Genomic DNA, 20569 nt, shown 5'->3' on the forward strand with positions numbered 1-20569 from the left:
TATGATAAAAAGTGTTATTTTGAGTGGAAAAGAAACGTAGTTTTTGGGATTGGAGATTTAGATGAGGATTTTATGTTTTATGAGAGTGAGGATTTCGCCAAGTTGAGTAGGTATTTCGCCGGTTTACTTGATTATTTCGCCTAACTAGGACTTTATTTCGCCAACTTTGCTAATTATTTCGCCAAAACACCGATTTATTTCGCCAAACCCTATTTCCAACTACTTTCTACAAAAGCCAGTCCCTAGACTGGCTCAACAAATTAAGCTTTTAACCATACAAAAAGACACCCACTAAACCTGGTGGGTGCCATGAAATAGATTATTTAAGCTTTGAGAAGGCAATTTCCGCTGCACGGATAGTCTTTTCGATATCCTCATCTGAATGCTCTGTAGATAAGAACAAGCCTTCAAACTGGGATGGCGGTAAGAAAATTCCTTGTAGTGCCATCTCACGATAATATGCGGCGAAGAATTCCAAATTAGATGATTTCGCTACATCATAATTAATGACTGCTTCATTCGTAAAGAAGAAGCCAATCATTGAACCTGCACGGTTAAATGTGATGGGAACATCATATTTTTCAGCTGCAGCCTTGAAACCTTTTTCCAATAAATCACCCTTACGGATAAATTCCGCATAATGCTCTGGAGTTAATTGGCTTAGAGTTTCATAACCTGCTGTCATTGCAAGTGGGTTACCAGAAAGGGTACCCGCTTGATAAATTGGACCGCTTGGGGCAATCTGCTTCATGATTTCTGCTTTCCCGCCGTACGCTCCAACCGGAAGTCCACCGCCAATTACTTTACCAAGGCAAGTGATATCAGGAGTGATATTGAAATATCCTTGTGCACAGTTATAACCGACACGGAAGCCTGTCATAACCTCATCAAAAATAAGCAATGAGCCGTTCGCTGACGTAATCTCACGGAGACCTTCTAAGAATCCAGGAAGCGGCGGCACCAGCCCCATGTTCCCAGCAACAGGCTCAACAATAATACAGGCAATATCCTCACCATATTGTTCAAACGCATATTTTACGCCTTCAAGGTCATTGTAAGCGACTGTGATGGTATTTGAGGCTACCCCTTCAGGTACGCCTGGGCTGTCAGGTAAGCCTAGAGTAGCCACGCCCGAACCAGCCTTTATCAACAGGGAATCCCCGTGCCCATGGTAACAGCCTTCAAATTTCAAAATCTTATTACGTCCTGTATACCCTCTTGCTAAGCGAAGTGCACTCATTGTTGCTTCTGTTCCTGATGATACCATCCGAATCACTTCGATGGATGGGACACGTTCAATCACAAGATTAGCTAGTTTATTCTCCATTAATGTTGGTGCACCAAAACTTGTTCCAAGTTCAGCAACCTTTTTCAAGCTTTCTACGACGCGGTCATTCGTATGACCGAGGATGAGTGGTCCCCATGAAAGGACGTAGTCAATGTATTCATTGCCATCAATATCATAAATTTTTGACCCTTTGCCTCGTTCCATAAAAATCGGGTCCATATTTACTGATTTAAACGCACGTACCGGACTATTTACACCGCCTGGCATAATAGCTTGGGCTTCTTTAAATGCTTCTATCGACTTTGTATACGAACGCATACCGTTCCCTCTTTTCAAATTATTGGTCTTCTCGTAACCAGCGAACCGCATCTTTTGCAGCATAAGTAATGATCAAGTCTGCACCCGCACGTTTCATGCCCATTAACATTTCAAGTACGGTGTTTTTTTCATCAATCCAGCCGTTTTGTGCTGCCGCCTTAACCATTGCATATTCTCCGCTTACATTATAAATAACAATTGGTAAATTAAAGGTATTTTTCATATCACGGACGATATCAAGGTATGGCATCCCTGGTTTCACGATTAAAAAGTCTGCCCCTTCAGCGACATCAGATTCTGCTTCTCTAAATGCCTCCAACCGGTTCGCAGGATCCATTTGATAAGTCTTCCGATCACCAAATTGCGGTGCACCCTCAGCTGCTTCACGGAAAGGACCGTAGAAAGCTGATGCGTATTTCACGGCATAAGACATAATTGGAATCTCCGTAAAGCCTGCTTCATCCAATCCTGCACGGATAGCTGCAACAAAGCCGTCCATCATGTTAGATGGGGCAATAATGTCTGCCCCTGCTTCTGCCTGCGCAATAGCTGTTTTTACAAGCAATTCAAGGGATTGATCGTTAAGAATCTTCTCCCCTTCTACCACTCCACAATGACCGTGGCTTGTATATTCGCAAAGACAAGTATCTGCAACGACAATAATTTCAGGGAATTTTTCTTTGATAAAACGAGTAGCTACCTGAACGATTCCATGGTCATGATAGGCCTGCTCACCGCATGCATCTTTCGTTTTTGGAATCCCGAAAAGCAGGACCGACTTAATTCCATGTGCGACGATATCTTCCATTTCTGCTTCTAAATGGTCCATCGAAACTTGGTAAACACCCGGCATGGATGACACTTCATTGCGGATATTCTCGCCTTCATAAATAAAAAGTGGATAAATGAAGTCCTCTGCTTTCAGATGATTTTCACGAACTAGTGAACGCATGCTCGCACTTGAGCGTAAGCGGCGATGACGTTTAAATTGAAGTTCCATTTATTATTCCTCCGTCTCTAAATAAGCAATCATGCTATTAATCATTTCTTTTACGGTAAACTCTTTGGGTGACGCATGGACGGGTAGTCCATAGTCGCGTAATTTTTTCTCTGTAACAGGCCCAATACAGCCAATAAGGCAGTAACCTAACTGCTCATTCAGTCCATACTGCTTCACAACAGCCATTAAATGGTCAACTGTTGATGGGCTTGTAAAGGTAAGGATATCGAGTTTGTGATCCGCTAGCATCCGTGCCAGCTTATCGCGACTTTCATCGGGCAGGTATGTTTCGTAAATGACAACCTCATCCACACGTGCACCACGTTCAGTTAAGGTCCTGGCGATATACTCTCGGGCCAGATTTCCTTTCGGAAGCAGCACCCGTGCATCCCTATCCAATAATGGACTAAATTCTTCCACGAACGATTCTGCCACATAAGCGGACGGAACAAACTCAGGGGAGAATCCCATTGCTTCCAAAACCTCTGCTGTTTTTTTTCCAATCACAGCGATTCTTGGAAACGCCCCGCCTATCTCTCTTTTATTAAAAAAAGAAAAGAAGGTTTCAACTGTGACATTGCTAGTAAAAATAATCCAGTCATATGTATCAAGTGCCAATAATGAATTGTAGAGGCGTTGATTTTTTTCAATTGGACGAAAAGCAATAAGAGGGATTTCGATTGGAATCCCTCCGAACCTTTCAACCAGCTGTGAAAAGGATTTTGCTTGATTTTCTCCTCTTGGAACAAGAACGGTTTTATCAAGCAAAGGTAACGTTTGGGTCATAGACCCTCGAGCTCCCGTTTTACCTTCTCAATCAGGTCCTTACCACCTTTTTGAATTAACAGGTCGGCTGCCTGAATACCAAGTTCTTCTGGGTGATGACCTCTTACCTCTTCTTTAATGATTTCATGTCCTTCCGGGGAAGCCACTAACACATTTAGGACGATTTCATCATTGTCTGCCACATAGGCGAAGCCGGCAATTGGTACCTGACACCCGCCCTCCATTTTTTGAAGGAAGGCCCGCTCGGCACGAACGGCTCTTTCTGTTTTCTTACAAGTGAATTTTTCGAAAAGTTCTAGAAGTTCTTTATCATCTTCACGGCATTCAATCGATAAAGCCCCTTGACCCACAGCTGGAATACAAAGGTCCGCATCCAAAAATTCAGTAACTACGTCTGAAGCCCAGCCAAGGCGTGATAGGCCTGCAGCTGCTAGAATAATCGCATCGTATTCTTCCGTTTCTAATTTTGCTAATCTTGTATCTACGTTACCACGGATCCATTTAATCTCTAAATCAGGACGCGCCACTAATAACTGAGCACTGCGGCGCAGGCTGCTTGTCCCGATAATCGCACCGGGTTTTAAATCTTTTAGCTTTACATGTCCTCTTGAGATGAGCGCATCACGGTGATCCTCACGGAATGGGATACAGCCAATTGTTAGTCCTTCTGGTAAAACTGCCGGCATGTCTTTCATACTATGCACGGCCATATCAATCTCTTTATCAAGCATAGCCTGCTCGATTTCTTTTACAAATAATCCTTTACCGCCAACTTTTGAAAGGGTAACATTTAGAATTTGATCCCCTTTCGTGACGATTTCTTTCACTTCAAATTCGAAACGAGGGTCCAACTTCTTCAATTGGTCCATCACCCAATTTGTTTGTGTTAAAGCCAGTTTGCTTCGTCTAGAACCTACAATGATTTTTCTCATGAATGTGCCTCCTGAGGTGGTTATGCCCTACGCATACCATAAATGAAAAGATGATAATCTACCAAATAAGAAAAAATTAATTAGGACAATTAAAAATGCCGCTGTATTCCAAATGGCCAGTTTTCTGCCAGATAAATTTTTCATAATATGCAAATATAAAAGGATACTATAAGCTATTAATAACAGAAATGATCCAACGATTTTCATATCGTACCAAGGCATCCCGGGAACCTTAAGAAAGGCCCACTGCAGTCCTAAAATCAAACTTAGCAGCAACATTGGCACACCGATCACAGCCAATATGTAGGATGATTTTTCGAGTTTATCTAAGTCGGCAAGCCGTATGAGCCTTGTGCCCCATTTTTTCCTTTTTAATAAATCATATTGAAGCAAATATAATGATGAGAAAACAAAGGATAGGGAAAATGCACCATATGAAAGAATAGCCATTGTAATATGAATTAACAACAGTTCGGAAACAAGCTGCTTCGCCATAATATGCGAACTATATTGCATTGGGGCAAATGTATGAATCGCCATCACCGTAAAGCCAAGGATATTCGTGAAAAAAACGATAAAATCAACCCGTAATAAATGATTAATCACAATGGATAATGTAACCAATATCCACGCATAAAAATAAAGTCCCTCAAAAATCGTTAATACCGGGAATCTGCCTGTTTTATACATATAGATTCCGAGAAAGACGGTTTGCAAAATCCATACAAACGCAAGTAACCAGAAAGCAATACGGTTTGCCTTCCGGTTATGATGTAGGAAATCGAAAAAATATAACAACACACTAAAGGCGTAAAGAACAACGGTTAATTCGTGAAGCCTTGTCATAAAGACATTAAACATAGAATGTACCCCTTATGACTGAAAGGAAGCCCGCGGTGTTGTAACCGGTATTTGATTGGTTTCGGCTGCTTTCGAATGTTGTTCTTGGACAAGCTCTTCAATATTAAAAATTTTCATGAATAATTCCATTGCCTGATTTGCGTCAGGTCGCGCAGCCAATTCTTTTGCTTGTAAGATCGGATCCTTTAAGAGCTGATTGATGATACTTTTGGTATGCTTATTTAAAACTTTTAAGTCACGTTCTGTTAAATTTGGCAATTTCCTTTCCAAACTTACCATCGTTTCAGATTGTATCGCATGGGCTTTTTCTCTCAGTGCTGAGATGACTGGTACTACTCCAAGCGTTCCAAGCCAATGCTTGAAATCCACGATTTCCTTTTCAATCATGAGCATGATTCGTTCTGCTGCTTTCTTACGTTCTTGCAAGTTGGCCTCAACAATTCCTTCTAAATCATCGATATCGTATAAAAAGACATTTTCAAGGTCACCAATTCTAGGATCTAAGTCGCGTGGTACAGCAATGTCCACCATAAATAACGGCTTCCCTTTGCGTTTTTTCTCAATGCCGGCCATCATTTCTTTTGAAATAACAAAGTCCTTCGCACCAGTTGAACTGATAAGGATGTCAGCTTCCACCAATGATTTCTCTAATTCAGCCATTTTTCTCGCTTTACCGCTGAAACGATTGGCTAAATCAATTGCCTTTTCATAGGTTCGGTTAATTACCGTAACTTGCTTCACGCCATTACCGTGAAGGTTTTGAGCAGCTAACTCTCCCATTTTCCCTGCTCCGAAAATTAACACATGTTTATTAGCAAGTGATCCAAAAATTTTCTTGGCCAATTCAACGGCTGCATAGCTGACAGAAACGGCATTGGCACCAATATCAGTTTCTGAATGAGCACGTTTGGCAAGGGTAATCGCTTGTTTAAACAAGTGGTTAAATACAGTACCTGTCGTTGCTTCTTGCTGCGCCAACATAAAACTCTTACGAACCTGTCCTAGGATTTGTGTTTCTCCTAAAACCATGGAATTAAGTCCGCAAGTCACGTTAAATAAATGATCAATCGCCCCATCATCTTCATACACAAATAAGAACGGAGAAAATTCTTTTTGTTCTAATTCGAACCATTCGGACAGAAATTCTTTAATATAATAGCGGCCAGTATGTAATTGGTCTACCACCGCATAAATTTCCGTACGATTACATGTAGACAAGATGATATTTTCTAGGATGCTTTTTTTTGTATTGAGCTTTTTTATGGCATTTGCAAGGTCGGCTTCATCAAATGACAACCGCTCGCGTATTTCAACAGGGGCAGTTTTATAGTTTATACCGATCACTAATGTATGCATTTGTAAGGACACCCCCAATAGATATTACAACTTAGCTAGTATGATTATATCATGAGCAATTTCGACTTTTGCTCGTAAAATGTGAACAGAAAACGAAACTATATGTTAATATATTTAAGTAAAGCCGCTGATTAACAATCCACCTGGAACAGTTTAGCAGCGTTTCCTTTATTTACTTAATCATGATAAATATTTTTTTAATATACTTCCTTATGTACAGTACCAAAAAAATGGACAAGATTCAAGAGAACCTTACTGGAAGTGTGGTGTTTTTAATGAAGAATCAACGAATTTTTCCTGGGATCATTCTTATCGGCTTTGGTGCTTACTTTCTGTTGCAGCAAACCGGCATAACTATTTTTCAGCATTTTTTCACATGGCCGACACTACTGATTATTGTCGGAATTGCTTTTCTAGGTCAGGGGTATTCTGCACATGACTATGAGGCAATTCTTCCTGGGGTCATTATGGCTGGCTTCGGACTCCATTTTCATCTGGTCGGCAAGATGTCCTTTTGGCCAAGTAACACGATTGGAATGCTAATATTAATTATTTCTGTAGGCTTTTTCCTGCGCTTTCAAAAGACGAATACTGGTTTATTTCAAGCATTCCTTTTTCTTATTTTAGCTGTTCTTCTCTTATTTTATGATAAAATTACAGCATATTTTGATTTACTCCAAAACGGAATGAGTTTAGTGTGGAAGTTTTGGCCTGCCCTGCTTATTGTTGTGGGTATTTATTTTTTGCTGAAGAGAAAAAAATGACGCCTGGCGCAAATGCCAGGCGTTTCTTTTTTACATATAGCTCTTTAGTGCTGACCATGCTTCATCTTTTCCAAGTCCAGTTTCAGAGGAGAAAAGAATCATTTGGTCATTTTTATCAAGGTCTAATGTCTCTCGGACAACTTTTAAATGCTTTTGCCATTTTCCCTTTGGAATCTTATCCGCCTTTGTTGCGATGATAATACAAGGGATCTCATAATGCTTTAAAAAATCATACATCATCACATCATCCTTTGATGGTGGATGTCTAAGGTCAACAATTTGCGCAGCTGCTCTTAGTTGCTCGCGTGATGTAAAATAGGTTTCGATCATTTTCCCCCAGGCTGCACGTTCTGATTTAGACACTTTCGCATAGCCATAACCTGGAACATCCACAAAATGAAGCATTTCATTTATTAAGTAGAAATTAAGCGTTTGTGTTTTTCCTGGCTTGGAGGAGATTCTTGCCAGACCTTTTCGATTAAGCATTTTATTGATAAAAGAAGATTTACCAACATTGGATCGGCCAGCAAGTGCAAATTCAGGTAAATCTGTTTCTGGGTATTGTTCTGGCTTTACAGCACTGATGACAATTTCTGAACTAACTACTTTCATTATACTTCACCTTCTAAAAGGGCATGCCTCAAGACTTCATCCACATGGGAAACAAGGACAAAATCTAGTTCATTCCTTACGCTTTCTGGGATATCATCAATATCCTTTTCATTATCTTTTGGAAGAATAATCTTCGTCAATCCGGCTCGATGGGCACTAAGGGTCTTTTCTTTCAAACCGCCAATCGGAAGGACTCTTCCTCTTAAGGTAATCTCTCCTGTCATTCCTACTTCACGGCGGATAGGTCTGCCGGACAATGCGGATACCAGTGCTGTTGCCATGGTGATCCCTGCTGATGGTCCATCCTTTGGAACGGCACCTTCAGGCACATGTATATGGATATCATATTTTTCATGGAAGTCTTCTTCAATCCCTAGTTCTTCCGCTTTAGAACGGATATAACTAAACGCAGCTTGCGCGGATTCCTTCATAACATCGCCAAGCTTCCCAGTTAATACGAGTTTCCCTTTACCAGGAGCTAAAGATACTTCAATCTGAAGTGTGTCTCCACCTACGGTTGTATAAGCTAACCCCGTTGCTACTCCGACCTGATCTTCGCTTTCTGCCATTCCATAATGGAATCTTGTTTTCCCTAAAAACTCTTCAATATTCTTGTCAGTAATGATGACGCGCTTCTTTTCACCGGAAACAATAATTTTTGCGGTTTTCCGGCAAAGAGTCGCCATCTGACGTTCTAAACTTCGAACGCCTGCTTCCCGTGTATAGTAACGAACGACTTTTAGAATCGCATCATCGCGGACTTGGAGAACTCCCTTGGAAAGACCATTTTCCTTCATTTGTTTTGGAAGCAAATGATCTCTACAAATATGAACCTTTTCAAGTTCCGTGTAGCCGGCAATTGTGATAATTTCCATTCTGTCTAATAATGGTCCAGGAATGGTTGATAGATTGTTGGCTGTGGCGATAAACATGACCTTTGAAAGATCATAGGTTTCTTCTATATAATGATCGCTAAAATTACTATTTTGTTCTGGATCTAGAACTTCCAGCATGGCACTCGAAGGGTCCCCGCGGAAATCACTGGACATTTTATCAATTTCATCGAGTAAAAAGACAGGGTTAATGGTACCTGCTTTTTTCATTCCTTGGATGATTCGCCCTGGCATCGCACCGACATAGGTCCTGCGATGGCCGCGGATCTCGGATTCATCACGTACTCCGCCAAGTGATACACGAACAAAATGACGATTGAGCGACGACGCAATCGAACGAGCCAGGCTTGTTTTACCAACCCCTGGAGGTCCTGCTAGACAGAGGATTGGTCCTTTTAACGAGTTGGTCAGCTTTTGAACAGCCAAATATTCGAGGACACGTTCCTTTACCTTTTCAAGACCATAATGGTCCTGATTTAAGATTTTTTCAGCTCGGCTAATGTCAATGTCATCCTCCGTTTTATTCGACCAAGGGAGACTAATCAGCCAATCGATGTAGTTTCGAATTACAGCACTTTCTGCTGAACTAGATGGAACTTTCTCATATCGATCTAGTTCCTTTTGTGCAGCTTTTAGCACATGTTCAGGCATGCCTGCTTGTTCAATTTTTTTCGTTAGCTCGGCAATTTCACCGGTTTTGCCCTCTTTATCGCCCAATTCCTTTTGTATCGCTTTCATTTGCTCACGTAAATAATACTCTTTTTGTGTCCGTTCCATCGAACGCTTGACACGCTGACCAATCTTTTTCTCTAAATTTAAGACTTCTTTCTCGTTATGAATGATATCAATTACTTTGTTTACTCTTTCTTTGATATCCGTCGTTTCTAGGATTTCCTGCTTTTCCTTCAACTTAATTGGTAAGTGGGAGGAAATGATATCTGCCATTCTGCCAGGCTCTTCAATATCTGCAACAGATGCATAGGTCTCTGCAGAAATTTTCTTCGATAATTTTATGTATTGTTCGAAATAGTCAAGCATGGTTCTCATTAGGGCTTGATCTTCGACATCCTTTGTCACTGGGTCATCATAGGTTATGATTGTCACCGCATAGTAGTCTTCTTCATCATGAAAGGAAGTGATTTCCCCACGGTTTAAACCTTCTACCAATACTCTTATCGTGCCGTTTGGCAGTTTAAGCATTTGTTTTACTTTTGTTAATGTACCTATCGTGTATAAATCCTCTTCAGAAGGGTCATCAATGGACACTTCCTTCTGAGTGGTTAAGAAAATTAAATGGTCATCTACCATTGCTTTTTCAAGTGCTTGTACTGATCTTTCACGTCCAACATCTAAATGCAGGACCATGGTTGGATAGACGAGCAATCCTCGAAGCGGCAGGAGGGGGACGATCAATTCGTTCTTTTTCGTCAAATTACTGCACCTCCACATGCAAACAATTTTTCACTGCAAAATCAGAATGGTCTTTGTACAATTCTATCCTATTTATTTTTAAGTGTCTATTTTTAGAGAATGCAGGTGATTTTCTCTTTTCAGCATACGTTTATTTTCCCCAATCATTCCGAATTCTTTCTATAATGATGGGAGAAATCTTTTGACAAAAAAAACTTCGGTTTGTCTGATGGGCCACAAACCGAAGTTTTTCATTAAATACTCTCTTTTTTAGATAGTTCAATCGATGCAGGGATCGCATCCATTCTTTGATAATCATTGACTAGAGCAATCTCGAATACTTCATGTAGGTGGGAAACCGGAACAATTTTTATTCCATCTATCTCATTTAAGATGGTTTGCATATTTTCTTCTGGAATGATCACTGTTTTTGCGCCTGCTTTTTTCGCGGCTTTTACCTTTGGATACACCCCGCCAATCGGTTTGACATTTCCATGGATACTAATTTCTCCCGTCATGGCAACCGTGTTGTCGATTGGAATTTTATAAATCGCTGAATAAATCCCCGTTGCCATAGCAATTCCTGCCGATGGGCCGTCGATTGGAACACCGCCCGGGAAATTCACATGGATATCAAAGTCGTTCGCTGGGACACCCATTGATCGTAACACGGTAATTACATTTTCAATGGAACCGCGCGCCATACTCTTTCGGCGAATCGATTTGCCTTGTCCGCCGATACTTTCTTCATCAACTATCCCTGTGATATTGATGGTCCCCTTATCTTTTGCAGGAATGACGGTCACTTCAATTTCTAATAGTGCACCGGAGTTCGGCCCATAAACAGCCAAGCCATTCACAAGACCTACATGGGATAAATCATTAATTTTACGTTCCATTCTTGGGGACATTTGGCTCGCATGGATGACCCACTCAATATCTTCATCCTTGATATAATTTCTTTCTTCCGTGATCGCAAGTCCTGCCGCAATTTGGATTAAATTCACTGTTTCGCGCCCATTCCTTGCATAGTTCGATAGTGTATTGACGCCTGTTTCGTTGATTTGCAGGTTCACTTTTTGGGCAGCCTTATTCGCAATTTCCACGATTTCTTCCTGAGTTAAATCCCGGAAGAATACCTCCATACATCGAGACCGTATCGCAGGGGGAATTTCACTTGGTGTCCTTGTCGTTGCCCCAATTAATCGAAAGTCAGCTGGCAGGCCATTTTTAAAAATATCATGGATATGGGTTGGGATTTGGTTATTTTCCTCATGATAATACGCACTTTCAAGGAAAACCTTCCGATCCTCTAATACCTTTAAGAGTTTATTCATTTGAATCGGATGCAATTCTCCGATTTCATCGATAAAAAGGACCCCGCCATGTGCATTGGTCACTGCCCCTTGCTTTGGCTGTGGAATTCCTGCTTGTCCCATGGCCCCCGCTCCTTGATAGATGGGATCATGGACCGAACCAATTAACGGGTCGGCAATTCCTCTTTCATCAAATCGTGCGGTCGTTGCATCTAGTTCAATAAATACAGATTCAGGTTTAAAAGGTGATTTACGATTTTTTTTCGCTTCTTCTAATACAAGGCGTGCAGCTGCTGTTTTTCCAATTCCAGGCGGTCCATAAATGATCACATGCTGGGGATTTGGTCCACATAGTGCTGCTTTTAATGATTTAATTCCATCTTCTTGGCCGACAATATCTTGAAAGCTTGAAGGCCGTACTTTTTCAGCTAATGGTTCTGAAAGTGAAATAGATCTCATTTTGCGAAGCTGCTCCATTTCCTTTCGGGATTCCCGATCAATGGATACTTTTTGTGTACGCTGATTCCTAAGCAAATTCCAAAAATACAGCCCAATAATGATTCCGAAGAATAGCTGTATAAATAAGGCAATCCCCGTCCAACTCATACATTTCCCTCCTGCACTTCAACTTTTTACTAAATATATATTAATAAGTATTTCCTGCAGTGGGTTGGAATAAACCACATATTCGTAAGAAACTGTTTCGGGAGATGGGGCGGGGGTGAAAGTGAAATTGGATTCGCTGATTGAACGTGGATATTCGCTGATTGGACAGTGAGATTCGCTGATTGGAGCATGAAATTCACTGATTGGAGTCTGAAATTCGCTCATTGGAGCATGAAATTCGCTCATTGGACTATGAGATTCGCTCATTGGACTATGAGATTCGCTCATTGGAGCATGAAACATTCGCTCATTGGACTATGAGATTCGCTCATCAATAGAGAAAATTCGCCCATTCATCCTGAAAATTCGCTCATTACCAATAAAAAGCAAAAAAAGACCTGGCTAATGCCAGGCCTTTTGCTACAATTATGCAGATTTTTCTTCAGCAACGACGGTTCCATCTTCTAATAAGAGTTTTGGAACACCATTGTTAATGACTGTTTCTTTGGTAATGACACACTTGGTAATGTCATCACGTGAAGGAAGGTCGAACATGACATCCAACATAATTCCTTCAATGATGGAACGTAGACCACGTGCACCAGTTTTGCGTTCAATTGCCTTTTTGGCAATTTCAGTCAAAGCGCCCTCTTCAAATTGAAGCTCAACATCGTCGATTTCAAGCATTTTTTGATATTGTTTAACAAGCGCATTTTTCGGCTTCGTTAAAATTTCAATTAATGCTGCTTCATCTAACTGCTCGAGGCTCGCAATTACTGGAAGACGTCCGATAAATTCTGGAATTAATCCAAAGCGAAGTAAGTCTTCTGGTAGTACTTTTGATAGAAGTTCTTTCTGTGAAACTTCCTGCTGTTTAATATCGGATCCAAATCCAATTACTTTTTGACCTAAACGGCGTTTAATAATCGGTTCAATGCCATCAAATGCTCCACCGCAAATAAAGAGGATATTTGTTGTATCGATTTGGATAAATTCTTGATGCGGGTGTTTTCTTCCACCTTGTGGAGGAACACTTGCAACCGTACCTTCAAGAATTTTTAATAAAGCTTGTTGAACGCCTTCACCAGAAACATCTCTTGTAATCGATGGATTTTCTGATTTTCGGGCAATTTTATCAATCTCATCAATATAAATAATCCCTTTTTCTGCCTTTTCTACATCATAATCAGCAGATTGGATTAATTTTAATAAAATGTTCTCAACATCTTCCCCAACATATCCAGCTTCCGTTAGTGAAGTAGCATCAGCAATAGCAAATGGTACATTCAAAATACGAGCCAATGTTTGGGCAAGTAATGTTTTACCACTTCCTGTTGGTCCAATCATACAGATGTTACTCTTAGCAAGTTCAACATCATCAATTTTGCTATTCGAATTGATGCGCTTGTAGTGATTGTATACTGCCACTGAAAGTGATTTTTTTGCTTGATCTTGACCAATAACATATTCATCAAGAATTTCACAAATTTCCTTCGGCTTTGGTACATCTTTAAATTCTACTTCTTCTTCTGTTCCAAGCTCTTCCTCAACGATTTCGGTACAAAGTTCAATACATTCGTCACATATGTAAACTCCAGGCCCGGCAACCAATTTACGAACTTGGTCCTGTGTTTTACCACAGAAGGAACACTTTAATTGACCTTTTTCATCATTAAATTTAAACAAATCCTTTCACCCCTTAAAACATGTTAGTATCATATGCAAAGCAGCGAATTACACAAACAAAAGTCATGTCTCTCTCTAATTATTAAATAGTATGTATGTTGCATTGTAACACAGAATGCCAATGGACTGGAAATAAAAAGCTTAAGGTAAATAGTTTTCCGTTTGTTTGTGTAATTCATTTTAAAACACTTATGTATTCTTTAATCTTAACCATTACGATAAAAATAAATCTTAAAGCTGTCTGGAAATTATTTTATATTTTAATTCGCCTTGGTCGAGATGATTTCCTGCCCATTGTTAAAAATGTTCCCACTTCTTATTATAATATGTATTTGTAGAAATGTATAAAACAAGGCACGATATATATCGTGCCTTGCATTATACAAGTTAATTGTCTAGCTCCAGTGACCTGCGACTAGTGTACTTCGCAAAACGGTCACTTCCGCTTTTCTAATTACTTCTTGTTTTCAACAAGAAAGTCTACTGCTTTTTTAAGTTTAAGGTCTGATTGGATACCTTCAAGTCCACCTAGAGCTTGTTTAATGCTGTCAACAGTCATGTTGTACATGCCAGCCATGTTTTCAAGTTCAGCATTAACTTCTTCGTCAGTCACTTCTAGGTTTTCAGCCTTAGCAATCGCTTCTAGTGTTAAGTTCACACGTACGCGGTTAACAGCTTCTTCCTTCATTTGCTCACGTAAAGCATTTTCATCTTGACCTGAGAATTGGAAGTATAGTTCAAGGTTCATACCTTGCATTTGTAAACGTTGTTCGAATTCTTGAAGCATACGGTTTACTTCGTTAGTAACCATCACTTCTGGAATTTCAACTTCTGCATTTGCAGCAGCTTTTTCAACAACAGTATCACGTAAATGGTGCTCAGCTTCGTGCTTCTTGCTGTTTTCTAAACGAGTTTTGATTTTCTCTTTAAGCGCATCTAATGTTTCAACTTCATCATCCACATCTTTAGCAAACTCGTCATCTAATTCAGGAAGTTCTTTTCCTTTAATTTCATGAATAGTTACTTTGAAAACTGCAGGCTTACCAGCAAGTTCAGCTGCATGATATTCTTCAGGGAATGTTACTTCCACGTCTTTAGATTCACCAGCAGCTAGTCCTACTAATTGCTCTTCAAAACCTGGGATGAATGATCCAGATCCGATTTCAAGTGAATGATTTTCAGCTTTTCCTCCTTCGAAAGCAACGCCATCAACGAATCCTTCGAAATCTAGAACAGCTGTATCGCCGTTTTCTACTGTACCTTCTTCTTTAACAACAAGTTCAGCTTGGCGCTCTTGAAGAGTTTTTAATTCGTTAGCAACATCTTCATCAGTCACGTTTGTGTCTAATGCTTCTACTTCTAAACCTTTGTATTCGCCTAATGTTACTTCAGGCTTAACTTGAACAGTAGCTTTGAAGATAAGTTCTTTGCCTTTTTCCATTTGCTCGATGTCGATGTCTGGACGGTCGATTGGCTCGATTCCAGTTTCGTCAATTGCGCTTCCATATGCTTCAGGAAGAAGAATATCTAATGCATCTTGATATAGAGATTCTACGCCAAAACGCTTTTCGAACATTTGACGTGGCATTTTTCCTTTACGGAAACCTGGAACGTTAACTTGCTTTACAACCTTTTGGAATGCCGCGTTTAAACCTTCGTTTACTTTGTCCGCACTTACTTCAACAGTAAGAACGCCACGGTTTCCTTCTAACTTTTCCCATTTTGCTGACATACATTTTCCCTCCAACAATCTATTCTCATATCATTCGTAACGAATTTGAGTAGTTTGGAAATCACTTTCTATCAAAGCTAATTTCCTTTTTTTAAATGTAAAATATAGTTTTTTACACAATGCAACCACTACATTATAACATAGGATTGATTTCTTTCAACAGCGAGCCTATATATTAGGATAAGAAATTTTCTCAATTTCCTCAATTTTTGAGATAGCTTCTTCGATTTCCCGCACAGATACACCGTATTCCTTGGAAAGATCATCCATACTTGTATTTATCCCCATATAATCTTGTGCCAAGTAGTGAAAGGCGGCGGCCCACGCATGAGTACTCTCGGGCTCTAATTCGAACGGATAGCTTATAAAAAAATTACGCTCAACCATTCCGCTCGTATTTTCAAAAAGACCAGGGTTTTCGCTTTCCAGATGAGATTCTAGAAAAGCTTTTATCTCACGCATTCTTGGTTCTTCTCTAACCTCAGGAAGTTGTGTTGGAATAACTTTCTTATCCACGCCAAATTTCCTGATCAAAAGTTCTCTATCAATTTCCTGCTCTTTTAAAAGAGTTAAGAGAATCGTTTTTAAAAATGGATGTCCTGCTTCCGCTTCTAAATAATCAGCAATTTCATGAAGGTAGGGGCGAATATTTTTCTCTGCTAAGCTTGAAATGAGAAGCATTTGTTCGTTTAGATTCTCATTCGCAAATAGGTTTAACTCTTGGACCGTTTTTTCCTCTGGTTCATTCTCTTCAAGATCTAGTTGACGATTCTCTGCCATCCTTCGGCTGAACTGAAGGATGGTTAGAAAATGATCATGTTTTTCCGGCGGAATCTCTTTTTCTTCTAAAAGTGCTTCGACGGTTGACACAATTTCATGATATTCATGGAGTTGGATCAATACTGTCAAATAGAGGTCGACCATCTGAAGGTAATCACCAATCCCCTTATGGAGCATTTCCTTGGCGAGTGCTTTCGCTTTTTGAAAAGAAGCAGCTTCAAAATAAGCAAGTACCAGTCCAATCAAAATTTCGTCATTATCAGGGTCATATTCTCTTGCTTCTTCCAATAGATTGATCGCTTCTTTAAATTTTTTCTTCTCAAGGTTTTCGAGACCTTTGTCGGTTAATCTTTTTTCAAGGCCGGGAAAAAAGACTATATTATCTTTTCGTTTCACACGTTCCCTTTTTTTCATAAAAAAACCGTCCTTAGGATTGTCATGGGAATTAGTTTAGCATAAATAAAGGACAAAAAAAACTCACCGTCAAATGGTGAGTTTAAATTTATTATGTAGTGTTGATAGTAAAATTAGATGGCGTCCCAGGAGAGATTCGAACTCCCGACCCACGCCTTAGAAGGGCGTTGCTCTATCCAGCTGAGCTACTGGGACATATTAGTTATTTAAGACAAGATTTATTATATTATCATAAGATCAAAAAGTCAACACTCTTTCTACTATTTTTTAAAAAAAAGAAAAAGGGAGAGGAATTCTCCCACTTAATTATGACAGGACAAACTCACGGGCTAGTTCTGTAACCTCCTGGCCACTTACTTCAAACACCGACATTTTAACCTTTTCATTCTCCAAATCCAGAATGATATAAGTCTTTTCAAAACGTTCCCTCGGCAGACGGATGCTGCCTGGATTTAAAAATAAGATCCCATCAATCACTTCCGCACCAAGGACATGTGAGTGTCCGAAACAGGCGATATTCGCATTTACTTCCTGTGCTTTATATTTTAAATTCATCAAAGAGGTCTTAACGGAATACCGGTGGCCGTGGGTAATAAAAAACTTGCGCCCCGCCACTTCAGAAGTTGTCTCAAGTGGGTATCCTCCACCAAAATCACAATTTCCCATTACCGTTAGATAGCCGGAAATTGCTGCGTCATCTGGAGATAATTCCGAATCACCGCAGTGAATCATTAAATCGACCTCATCTAAATGTCTTTCTCTTATTAAACTGAGTTCCTTGGTTAATCCATGGCTATCACTAACAATTAAAACCTTACTCATTACTGCTCCGCTCTTTCTAAAATTTCATCCAAGACCACATCTAGCTTTTTCAAGGCATTCGCACGATGGCTGATCTTATTTTTTTCTTCCGATGATAGCTCGGCCATCGATAAACCCTTCTCAGGCACATAAAAAACCGGATCATAGCCAAACCCATTTGTACCTCTTCTCTCTTCAAGAATTCGTCCTTCACAGGTGCCTGACACCGTTTCTGTTTCTTGCCCTGGAACTGCGACTGCCAAGGCACAGTAGAACCTTGCCGTCCGCTTCTCCTCGGGAATACCTTCTAATTCAGACAATACTTTATCGGTATTGTTCTGGTCATTTTTCGGTTCGCCCGCATATCGTGCTGAATAAATCCCTGGTCTCCCTTCTAGGGCGTCCACGATTAAGCCTGAATCGTCGCCAATGACCATTTGTCCAAGTGCTTTGGAGACCGCAACCGCCTTCAAAGTCGCATTTTCTTCAAAGGTTGTGCCAGTTTCCTCCACTTCAGGAATATCAGGATAATCTAGCAAGGTGCGAACTGTAATCCCTCTTGACGAAAAGATATGTTCAAATTCCCTCGCTTTTCCTGGATTTTTAGTTGCAATAATAACTTCTTTCATTTCAATCGCCTCTTATTTTTTTAATAAATAGGCTGTGTTAAACTAGTCTGTTGATTACCGCTCAAGGCACTTCGTTTTCCGCGTGCGGGTCCAGGGAGCCTTCTCGTCGCTGCACTCCTGCGGGGTCTCCCCTGCCCCGTACTCCCGCAGGAATCTTCGTACCTTCCACTCCAATCAACAGAATTCCAAAATCAACATTAACCTTTAACACAGCCAATAAAAATTAAGTTTTATCAGATTATTATAGATAAACGGGAGTATTTCATTCTTATCCGAGAGTAACTCCACCCTATCCGAGAGTATTTCACTCTTATCCGAGAGTAACTCCACCGTATCCGAGAGTAATGCCTCCTTCTTATCTCCCTGAAACATAGATCACTTATTTCTGCCTTCTACTTTCAATCTTTTTGCTAATTTCTTCACCCAGTACTGATTTTTGATGTTCAAATAGTTCCATTAGTCCTTCTTGGGCTGCACTTAGCAGGCCTTGGAGCTGTTCGTAGGAGAATGTCGCTTCCTCTCCTGTCCCCTGCAGTTCAACAAATTCTCCATTGCCCGTCATAACTACATTCATATCCACCTGGGCCTTAGAATCCTCAGCATAGTTTAAATCAAGGACCGTTTGATTATTTTGCAGGATACCAACACTTGTAGCTGCTAAATAATCAGTAATCGGGAATTTTGCAAAGGACTTTTTCTCAGAAAATGCATTTAATGCGAGTGCCATTGCGACAAAAGCCCCCGTGATTGAGGCTGTTCGGGTTCCGCCATCTGCCTGGATGACATCACAATCAATCCAAACTGTTTTCTCACCTAGTGCACTTAAATCGACTATTGCTCTAAGTGCGCGGCCGATTAGCCGCTGAATTTCCATCGTTCGACCGGAAACCTTTCCTTTGGAAGATTCGCGAATGTTCCTTGTTTCTGTTGCTCGTGGCAGCATGGAATACTCCGCCGTTATCCAGCCTTTGCCTTCCCCTCTCATAAAGTGAGGCACTCTGTCCTCGATGCTCGCTGCACAGATCACTTTCGTATTCCCTACAGAGATTAAGACAGATCCCTCTGGGTGCATTAAATAATTAGGTTCAATATGTATGGGTCTTAGTTGTAACGGTTCTCTACCATCAACGCGCACCATTACTACCTCCTTTTATTTTTGAATTGGTACATTCATATTCATTAAATACCAAATAAAGAAGAGGCGGCATCTAAGCCAACCTCTTTCATTGTCCCTATATAGTATAACAAATATTTTTTTTTAAAAACTACCTGTATTGACTTTTTCTGGTCGAGTTACAGGTTCAGTTAATTTCTTCCCGCTATCATTTTTAAGATCTGCCTTACCCTTAACTTGAATAGCTACTTTTTCTACGCCCTCTTGTTCAGTAAGGGAAAGCACTAATGCATCTAATAAATGCTGTGAAACTTCTTTTTCCTTAAAGCTTCCAAAAATATTTTCATTAAAGTTCAAAGTGACTTTTCCATCTTCATATTTCGGAGCCTCAAGGAGCTCAACATCTGACATAAACTCAGAAACTAGAGGTGATTTTTCACTTGGACCTTTGATTAATTCATTAACAACTGCTACATAGTTATCTTTTTCGCTATTGCTGACCCGGCGTGTGACTGGTACATAATAATAAGAGCCTTCTTCACCGCCAATATAGTAAACCGTAATAGGTTTGGTATTAGTAATATCCGTCACATTCGAAGTATCCAGGTTGATACCGGTTGCTCTGGAGAGATTTTCGCTAATGGGTGTTCCGTTCACAGGCATTTCAGTTAAATCGTGACCATTCATTTTTAGCTTGACAGTTTTCACATTATCAAACTGTGTCAGTGTCCAAGTGACAGATTGGAGTATTTTCATCTCATCTTCCGCTTGATAATTTTTAAACTCTTTTGAAAAGTTAACCGTTGCAACGCCCTCTTTATCAATATTTACAGAAAGCTCCGTATCCTCTGGGAGAACAGCCCGGAAATCATTTGGGAGTTTATCAGTTACTGGTCCATTCGTCACTAAATATTCAAGTGCCTGTTTAGCAACCGAACTGGTTTTCGGCAGATCCAATGTTTGCGGAACGACATAGCCGTCTTTATCTACTAGATATAGTTCAGTTTTGACGGTGTTTGCCTGCGCTTCTTTACTTGTCTCTTTAGTTGTCGTTTTCTTACTTGTTGTATCATCCTTGATCGTCACACTCTTCGGCGGATCGATTTTCTTTTCTGTTTCTATCCCAAATAAACCACAACCTGAGAGTAGAACTGATGATGTAAGCACAGTCGACACAAGGATCTTTGCTTTATTTTTAGACATAACTATTCCCCCTAAGACAGTTTGTACTACTATGTATACGAGCCTTATAATAAATTAGACCGACTTAC

Annotated in this window: 18 protein-coding genes and 1 tRNA gene; 1 reads left to right on the top strand and 18 read right to left on the bottom strand. The window is 40.2% G+C overall.

Annotated elements, in window-relative coordinates; all coding sequences use genetic code 11:
• Window positions 1-319 precede the first annotated feature (319 nt).
• The 6 genes from hemL to hemA are packed head-to-tail and all read right to left on the bottom strand — an operon-like array spanning window position 320 to window position 6541.
• On the bottom strand, window positions 320-1606 hold the full coding sequence (gene hemL / locus ACE198_RS07460; RefSeq protein ID WP_251460348.1) for a glutamate-1-semialdehyde 2,1-aminomutase: 1287 nt from the start codon (window positions 1604-1606) through the stop codon (window positions 320-322).
• A 19-nt stretch (window positions 1607-1625) separates the two neighbouring features.
• Complete coding sequence (gene hemB / locus ACE198_RS07465) at window positions 1626-2606, bottom strand: porphobilinogen synthase (RefSeq protein ID WP_098574250.1); 981 nt, start codon at window positions 2604-2606, stop codon at window positions 1626-1628.
• 3 nt (window positions 2607-2609) lie between these two features.
• Window positions 2610-3392, bottom strand: a complete 783-nt coding sequence (locus tag ACE198_RS07470; RefSeq protein WP_375375118.1) for a uroporphyrinogen-III synthase — start codon at window positions 3390-3392, stop codon at window positions 2610-2612.
• A complete protein-coding gene (hemC, locus tag ACE198_RS07475; protein WP_098574254.1) occupies window positions 3389-4324 on the bottom strand; it encodes a hydroxymethylbilane synthase in 936 nt (311 codons plus the stop codon). Before hemC ends, ACE198_RS07470 begins: the two co-directional genes overlap by 4 nt.
• A gap of 27 nt (window positions 4325-4351) precedes the next feature.
• Window positions 4352-5185, bottom strand: a complete 834-nt coding sequence (locus ACE198_RS07480; protein ID WP_098574256.1) for a cytochrome C assembly family protein — start codon at window positions 5183-5185, stop codon at window positions 4352-4354.
• A gap of 12 nt (window positions 5186-5197) precedes the next feature.
• Complete coding sequence (gene hemA, locus ACE198_RS07485) at window positions 5198-6541, bottom strand: glutamyl-tRNA reductase (protein WP_375375119.1); 1344 nt, start codon at window positions 6539-6541, stop codon at window positions 5198-5200.
• 275 nt (window positions 6542-6816) lie between these two features.
• Between hemA and ACE198_RS07490 the strand changes: the two genes are divergently transcribed.
• Complete coding sequence (locus ACE198_RS07490; RefSeq protein WP_375375120.1) at window positions 6817-7305, top strand: LiaF transmembrane domain-containing protein; 489 nt, start codon at window positions 6817-6819, stop codon at window positions 7303-7305.
• Window positions 7306-7335: 30 nt separating this feature from the next.
• Here ACE198_RS07490 and yihA read toward each other — a convergent pair whose 3' ends face one another.
• From yihA to ACE198_RS07550, 12 genes are all read right to left on the bottom strand, one after another.
• A complete protein-coding gene (yihA, locus tag ACE198_RS07495) occupies window positions 7336-7917 on the bottom strand; it encodes a ribosome biogenesis GTP-binding protein YihA/YsxC (protein ID WP_375375121.1) in 582 nt (193 codons plus the stop codon).
• Window positions 7917-10241: an endopeptidase La gene (lon, locus tag ACE198_RS07500; RefSeq protein ID WP_251460335.1), complete on the bottom strand. Its 2325-nt coding sequence runs from the start codon at window positions 10239-10241 to the stop codon at window positions 7917-7919. Before lon ends, yihA begins: the two co-directional genes overlap by 1 nt.
• Before the next feature lie 233 nt (window positions 10242-10474).
• Window positions 10475-12142 (bottom strand): ATP-dependent protease LonB, encoded by a 1668-nt coding sequence (lonB, locus tag ACE198_RS07505; RefSeq protein WP_098574265.1) that lies wholly within the window; start codon window positions 12140-12142, stop codon window positions 10475-10477.
• Window positions 12143-12568: 426 nt separating this feature from the next.
• The gene (gene clpX / locus ACE198_RS07510; RefSeq protein WP_026563401.1) at window positions 12569-13828 is read right to left on the bottom strand and encodes an ATP-dependent protease ATP-binding subunit ClpX; all 1260 of its coding nucleotides are present in this window, start codon (window positions 13826-13828) and stop codon (window positions 12569-12571) included.
• Between the two features lie 454 nt (window positions 13829-14282).
• Complete coding sequence (gene tig, locus ACE198_RS07515) at window positions 14283-15560, bottom strand: trigger factor (RefSeq protein ID WP_375375122.1); 1278 nt, start codon at window positions 15558-15560, stop codon at window positions 14283-14285.
• Window positions 15561-15728: 168 nt separating this feature from the next.
• Window positions 15729-16754 carry a tetratricopeptide repeat protein gene (locus ACE198_RS07520; protein ID WP_375375123.1) on the bottom strand — a complete coding sequence of 342 codons (1026 nt, stop codon included), beginning with the start codon at window positions 16752-16754 and terminating at the stop codon, window positions 15729-15731.
• A gap of 118 nt (window positions 16755-16872) precedes the next feature.
• Window positions 16873-16949 (bottom strand) — tRNA-Arg (locus ACE198_RS07525).
• A 111-nt stretch (window positions 16950-17060) separates the two neighbouring features.
• Window positions 17061-17576, bottom strand: a complete 516-nt coding sequence (locus ACE198_RS07530; protein WP_375375124.1) for a metallophosphoesterase family protein — start codon at window positions 17574-17576, stop codon at window positions 17061-17063.
• Entirely contained in the window at window positions 17576-18184 is a 609-nt protein-coding gene (locus ACE198_RS07535) for an XTP/dITP diphosphatase (RefSeq protein WP_375375125.1), read from the bottom strand. Before ACE198_RS07535 ends, ACE198_RS07530 begins: the two co-directional genes overlap by 1 nt.
• Window positions 18185-18245: 61 nt before the next feature.
• The gene (locus ACE198_RS07540) at window positions 18246-18401 is read right to left on the bottom strand and encodes a multidrug transporter (RefSeq protein WP_375375126.1); all 156 of its coding nucleotides are present in this window, start codon (window positions 18399-18401) and stop codon (window positions 18246-18248) included.
• A 162-nt stretch (window positions 18402-18563) separates the two neighbouring features.
• Window positions 18564-19319 carry a ribonuclease PH gene (gene rph, locus ACE198_RS07545; RefSeq protein WP_375375177.1) on the bottom strand — a complete coding sequence of 252 codons (756 nt, stop codon included), beginning with the start codon at window positions 19317-19319 and terminating at the stop codon, window positions 18564-18566.
• 123 nt (window positions 19320-19442) lie between these two features.
• The gene (locus ACE198_RS07550; RefSeq protein WP_098574280.1) at window positions 19443-20501 is read right to left on the bottom strand and encodes a GerMN domain-containing protein; all 1059 of its coding nucleotides are present in this window, start codon (window positions 20499-20501) and stop codon (window positions 19443-19445) included.
• Window positions 20502-20569 lie beyond the last annotated feature (68 nt).

This window comes from Neobacillus sp. KR4-4 (assembly GCF_042136325.1).
In the GTDB taxonomy this organism is placed as follows: Bacteria; Bacillota; Bacilli; order Bacillales; family Cytobacillaceae; genus Neobacillus.

Excerpts from the sequence above, each read along its gene's own strand:
- yihA (WP_375375121.1), bottom strand. The coding sequence starts at position 7,917 with ATGAAAGTAGTTAGTTCAGAAATTGTCATCAGTGCTGTAAAGCCAGAA.
- hemL (WP_251460348.1), bottom strand. The coding sequence starts at position 1,606 with ATGCGTTCGTATACAAAGTCGATAGAAGCATTTAAAGAAGCCCAAGCT.
- ACE198_RS07550 (WP_098574280.1), bottom strand. The coding sequence starts at position 20,501 with ATGTCTAAAAATAAAGCAAAGATCCTTGTGTCGACTGTGCTTACATCA.
- hemA (WP_375375119.1), bottom strand. The coding sequence starts at position 6,541 with ATGCATACATTAGTGATCGGTATAAACTATAAAACTGCCCCTGTTGAA.
- ACE198_RS07470 (WP_375375118.1), bottom strand. The coding sequence starts at position 3,392 with ATGACCCAAACGTTACCTTTGCTTGATAAAACCGTTCTTGTTCCAAGA.
- ACE198_RS07520 (WP_375375123.1), bottom strand. The coding sequence starts at position 16,754 with ATGAAAAAAAGGGAACGTGTGAAACGAAAAGATAATATAGTCTTTTTT.
- hemB (WP_098574250.1), bottom strand. The coding sequence starts at position 2,606 with ATGGAACTTCAATTTAAACGTCATCGCCGCTTACGCTCAAGTGCGAGC.
- hemC (WP_098574254.1), bottom strand. The coding sequence starts at position 4,324 with ATGAGAAAAATCATTGTAGGTTCTAGACGAAGCAAACTGGCTTTAACA.
- tig (WP_375375122.1), bottom strand. The coding sequence starts at position 15,560 with ATGTCAGCAAAATGGGAAAAGTTAGAAGGAAACCGTGGCGTTCTTACT.
- ACE198_RS07530 (WP_375375124.1), bottom strand. The coding sequence starts at position 17,576 with ATGAGTAAGGTTTTAATTGTTAGTGATAGCCATGGATTAACCAAGGAA.
- lonB (WP_098574265.1), bottom strand. The coding sequence starts at position 12,142 with ATGAGTTGGACGGGGATTGCCTTATTTATACAGCTATTCTTCGGAATC.
- ACE198_RS07535 (WP_375375125.1), bottom strand. The coding sequence starts at position 18,184 with ATGAAAGAAGTTATTATTGCAACTAAAAATCCAGGAAAAGCGAGGGAA.
- ACE198_RS07490 (WP_375375120.1), top strand. The coding sequence starts at position 6,817 with ATGAAGAATCAACGAATTTTTCCTGGGATCATTCTTATCGGCTTTGGT.
- ACE198_RS07480 (WP_098574256.1), bottom strand. The coding sequence starts at position 5,185 with ATGTTTAATGTCTTTATGACAAGGCTTCACGAATTAACCGTTGTTCTT.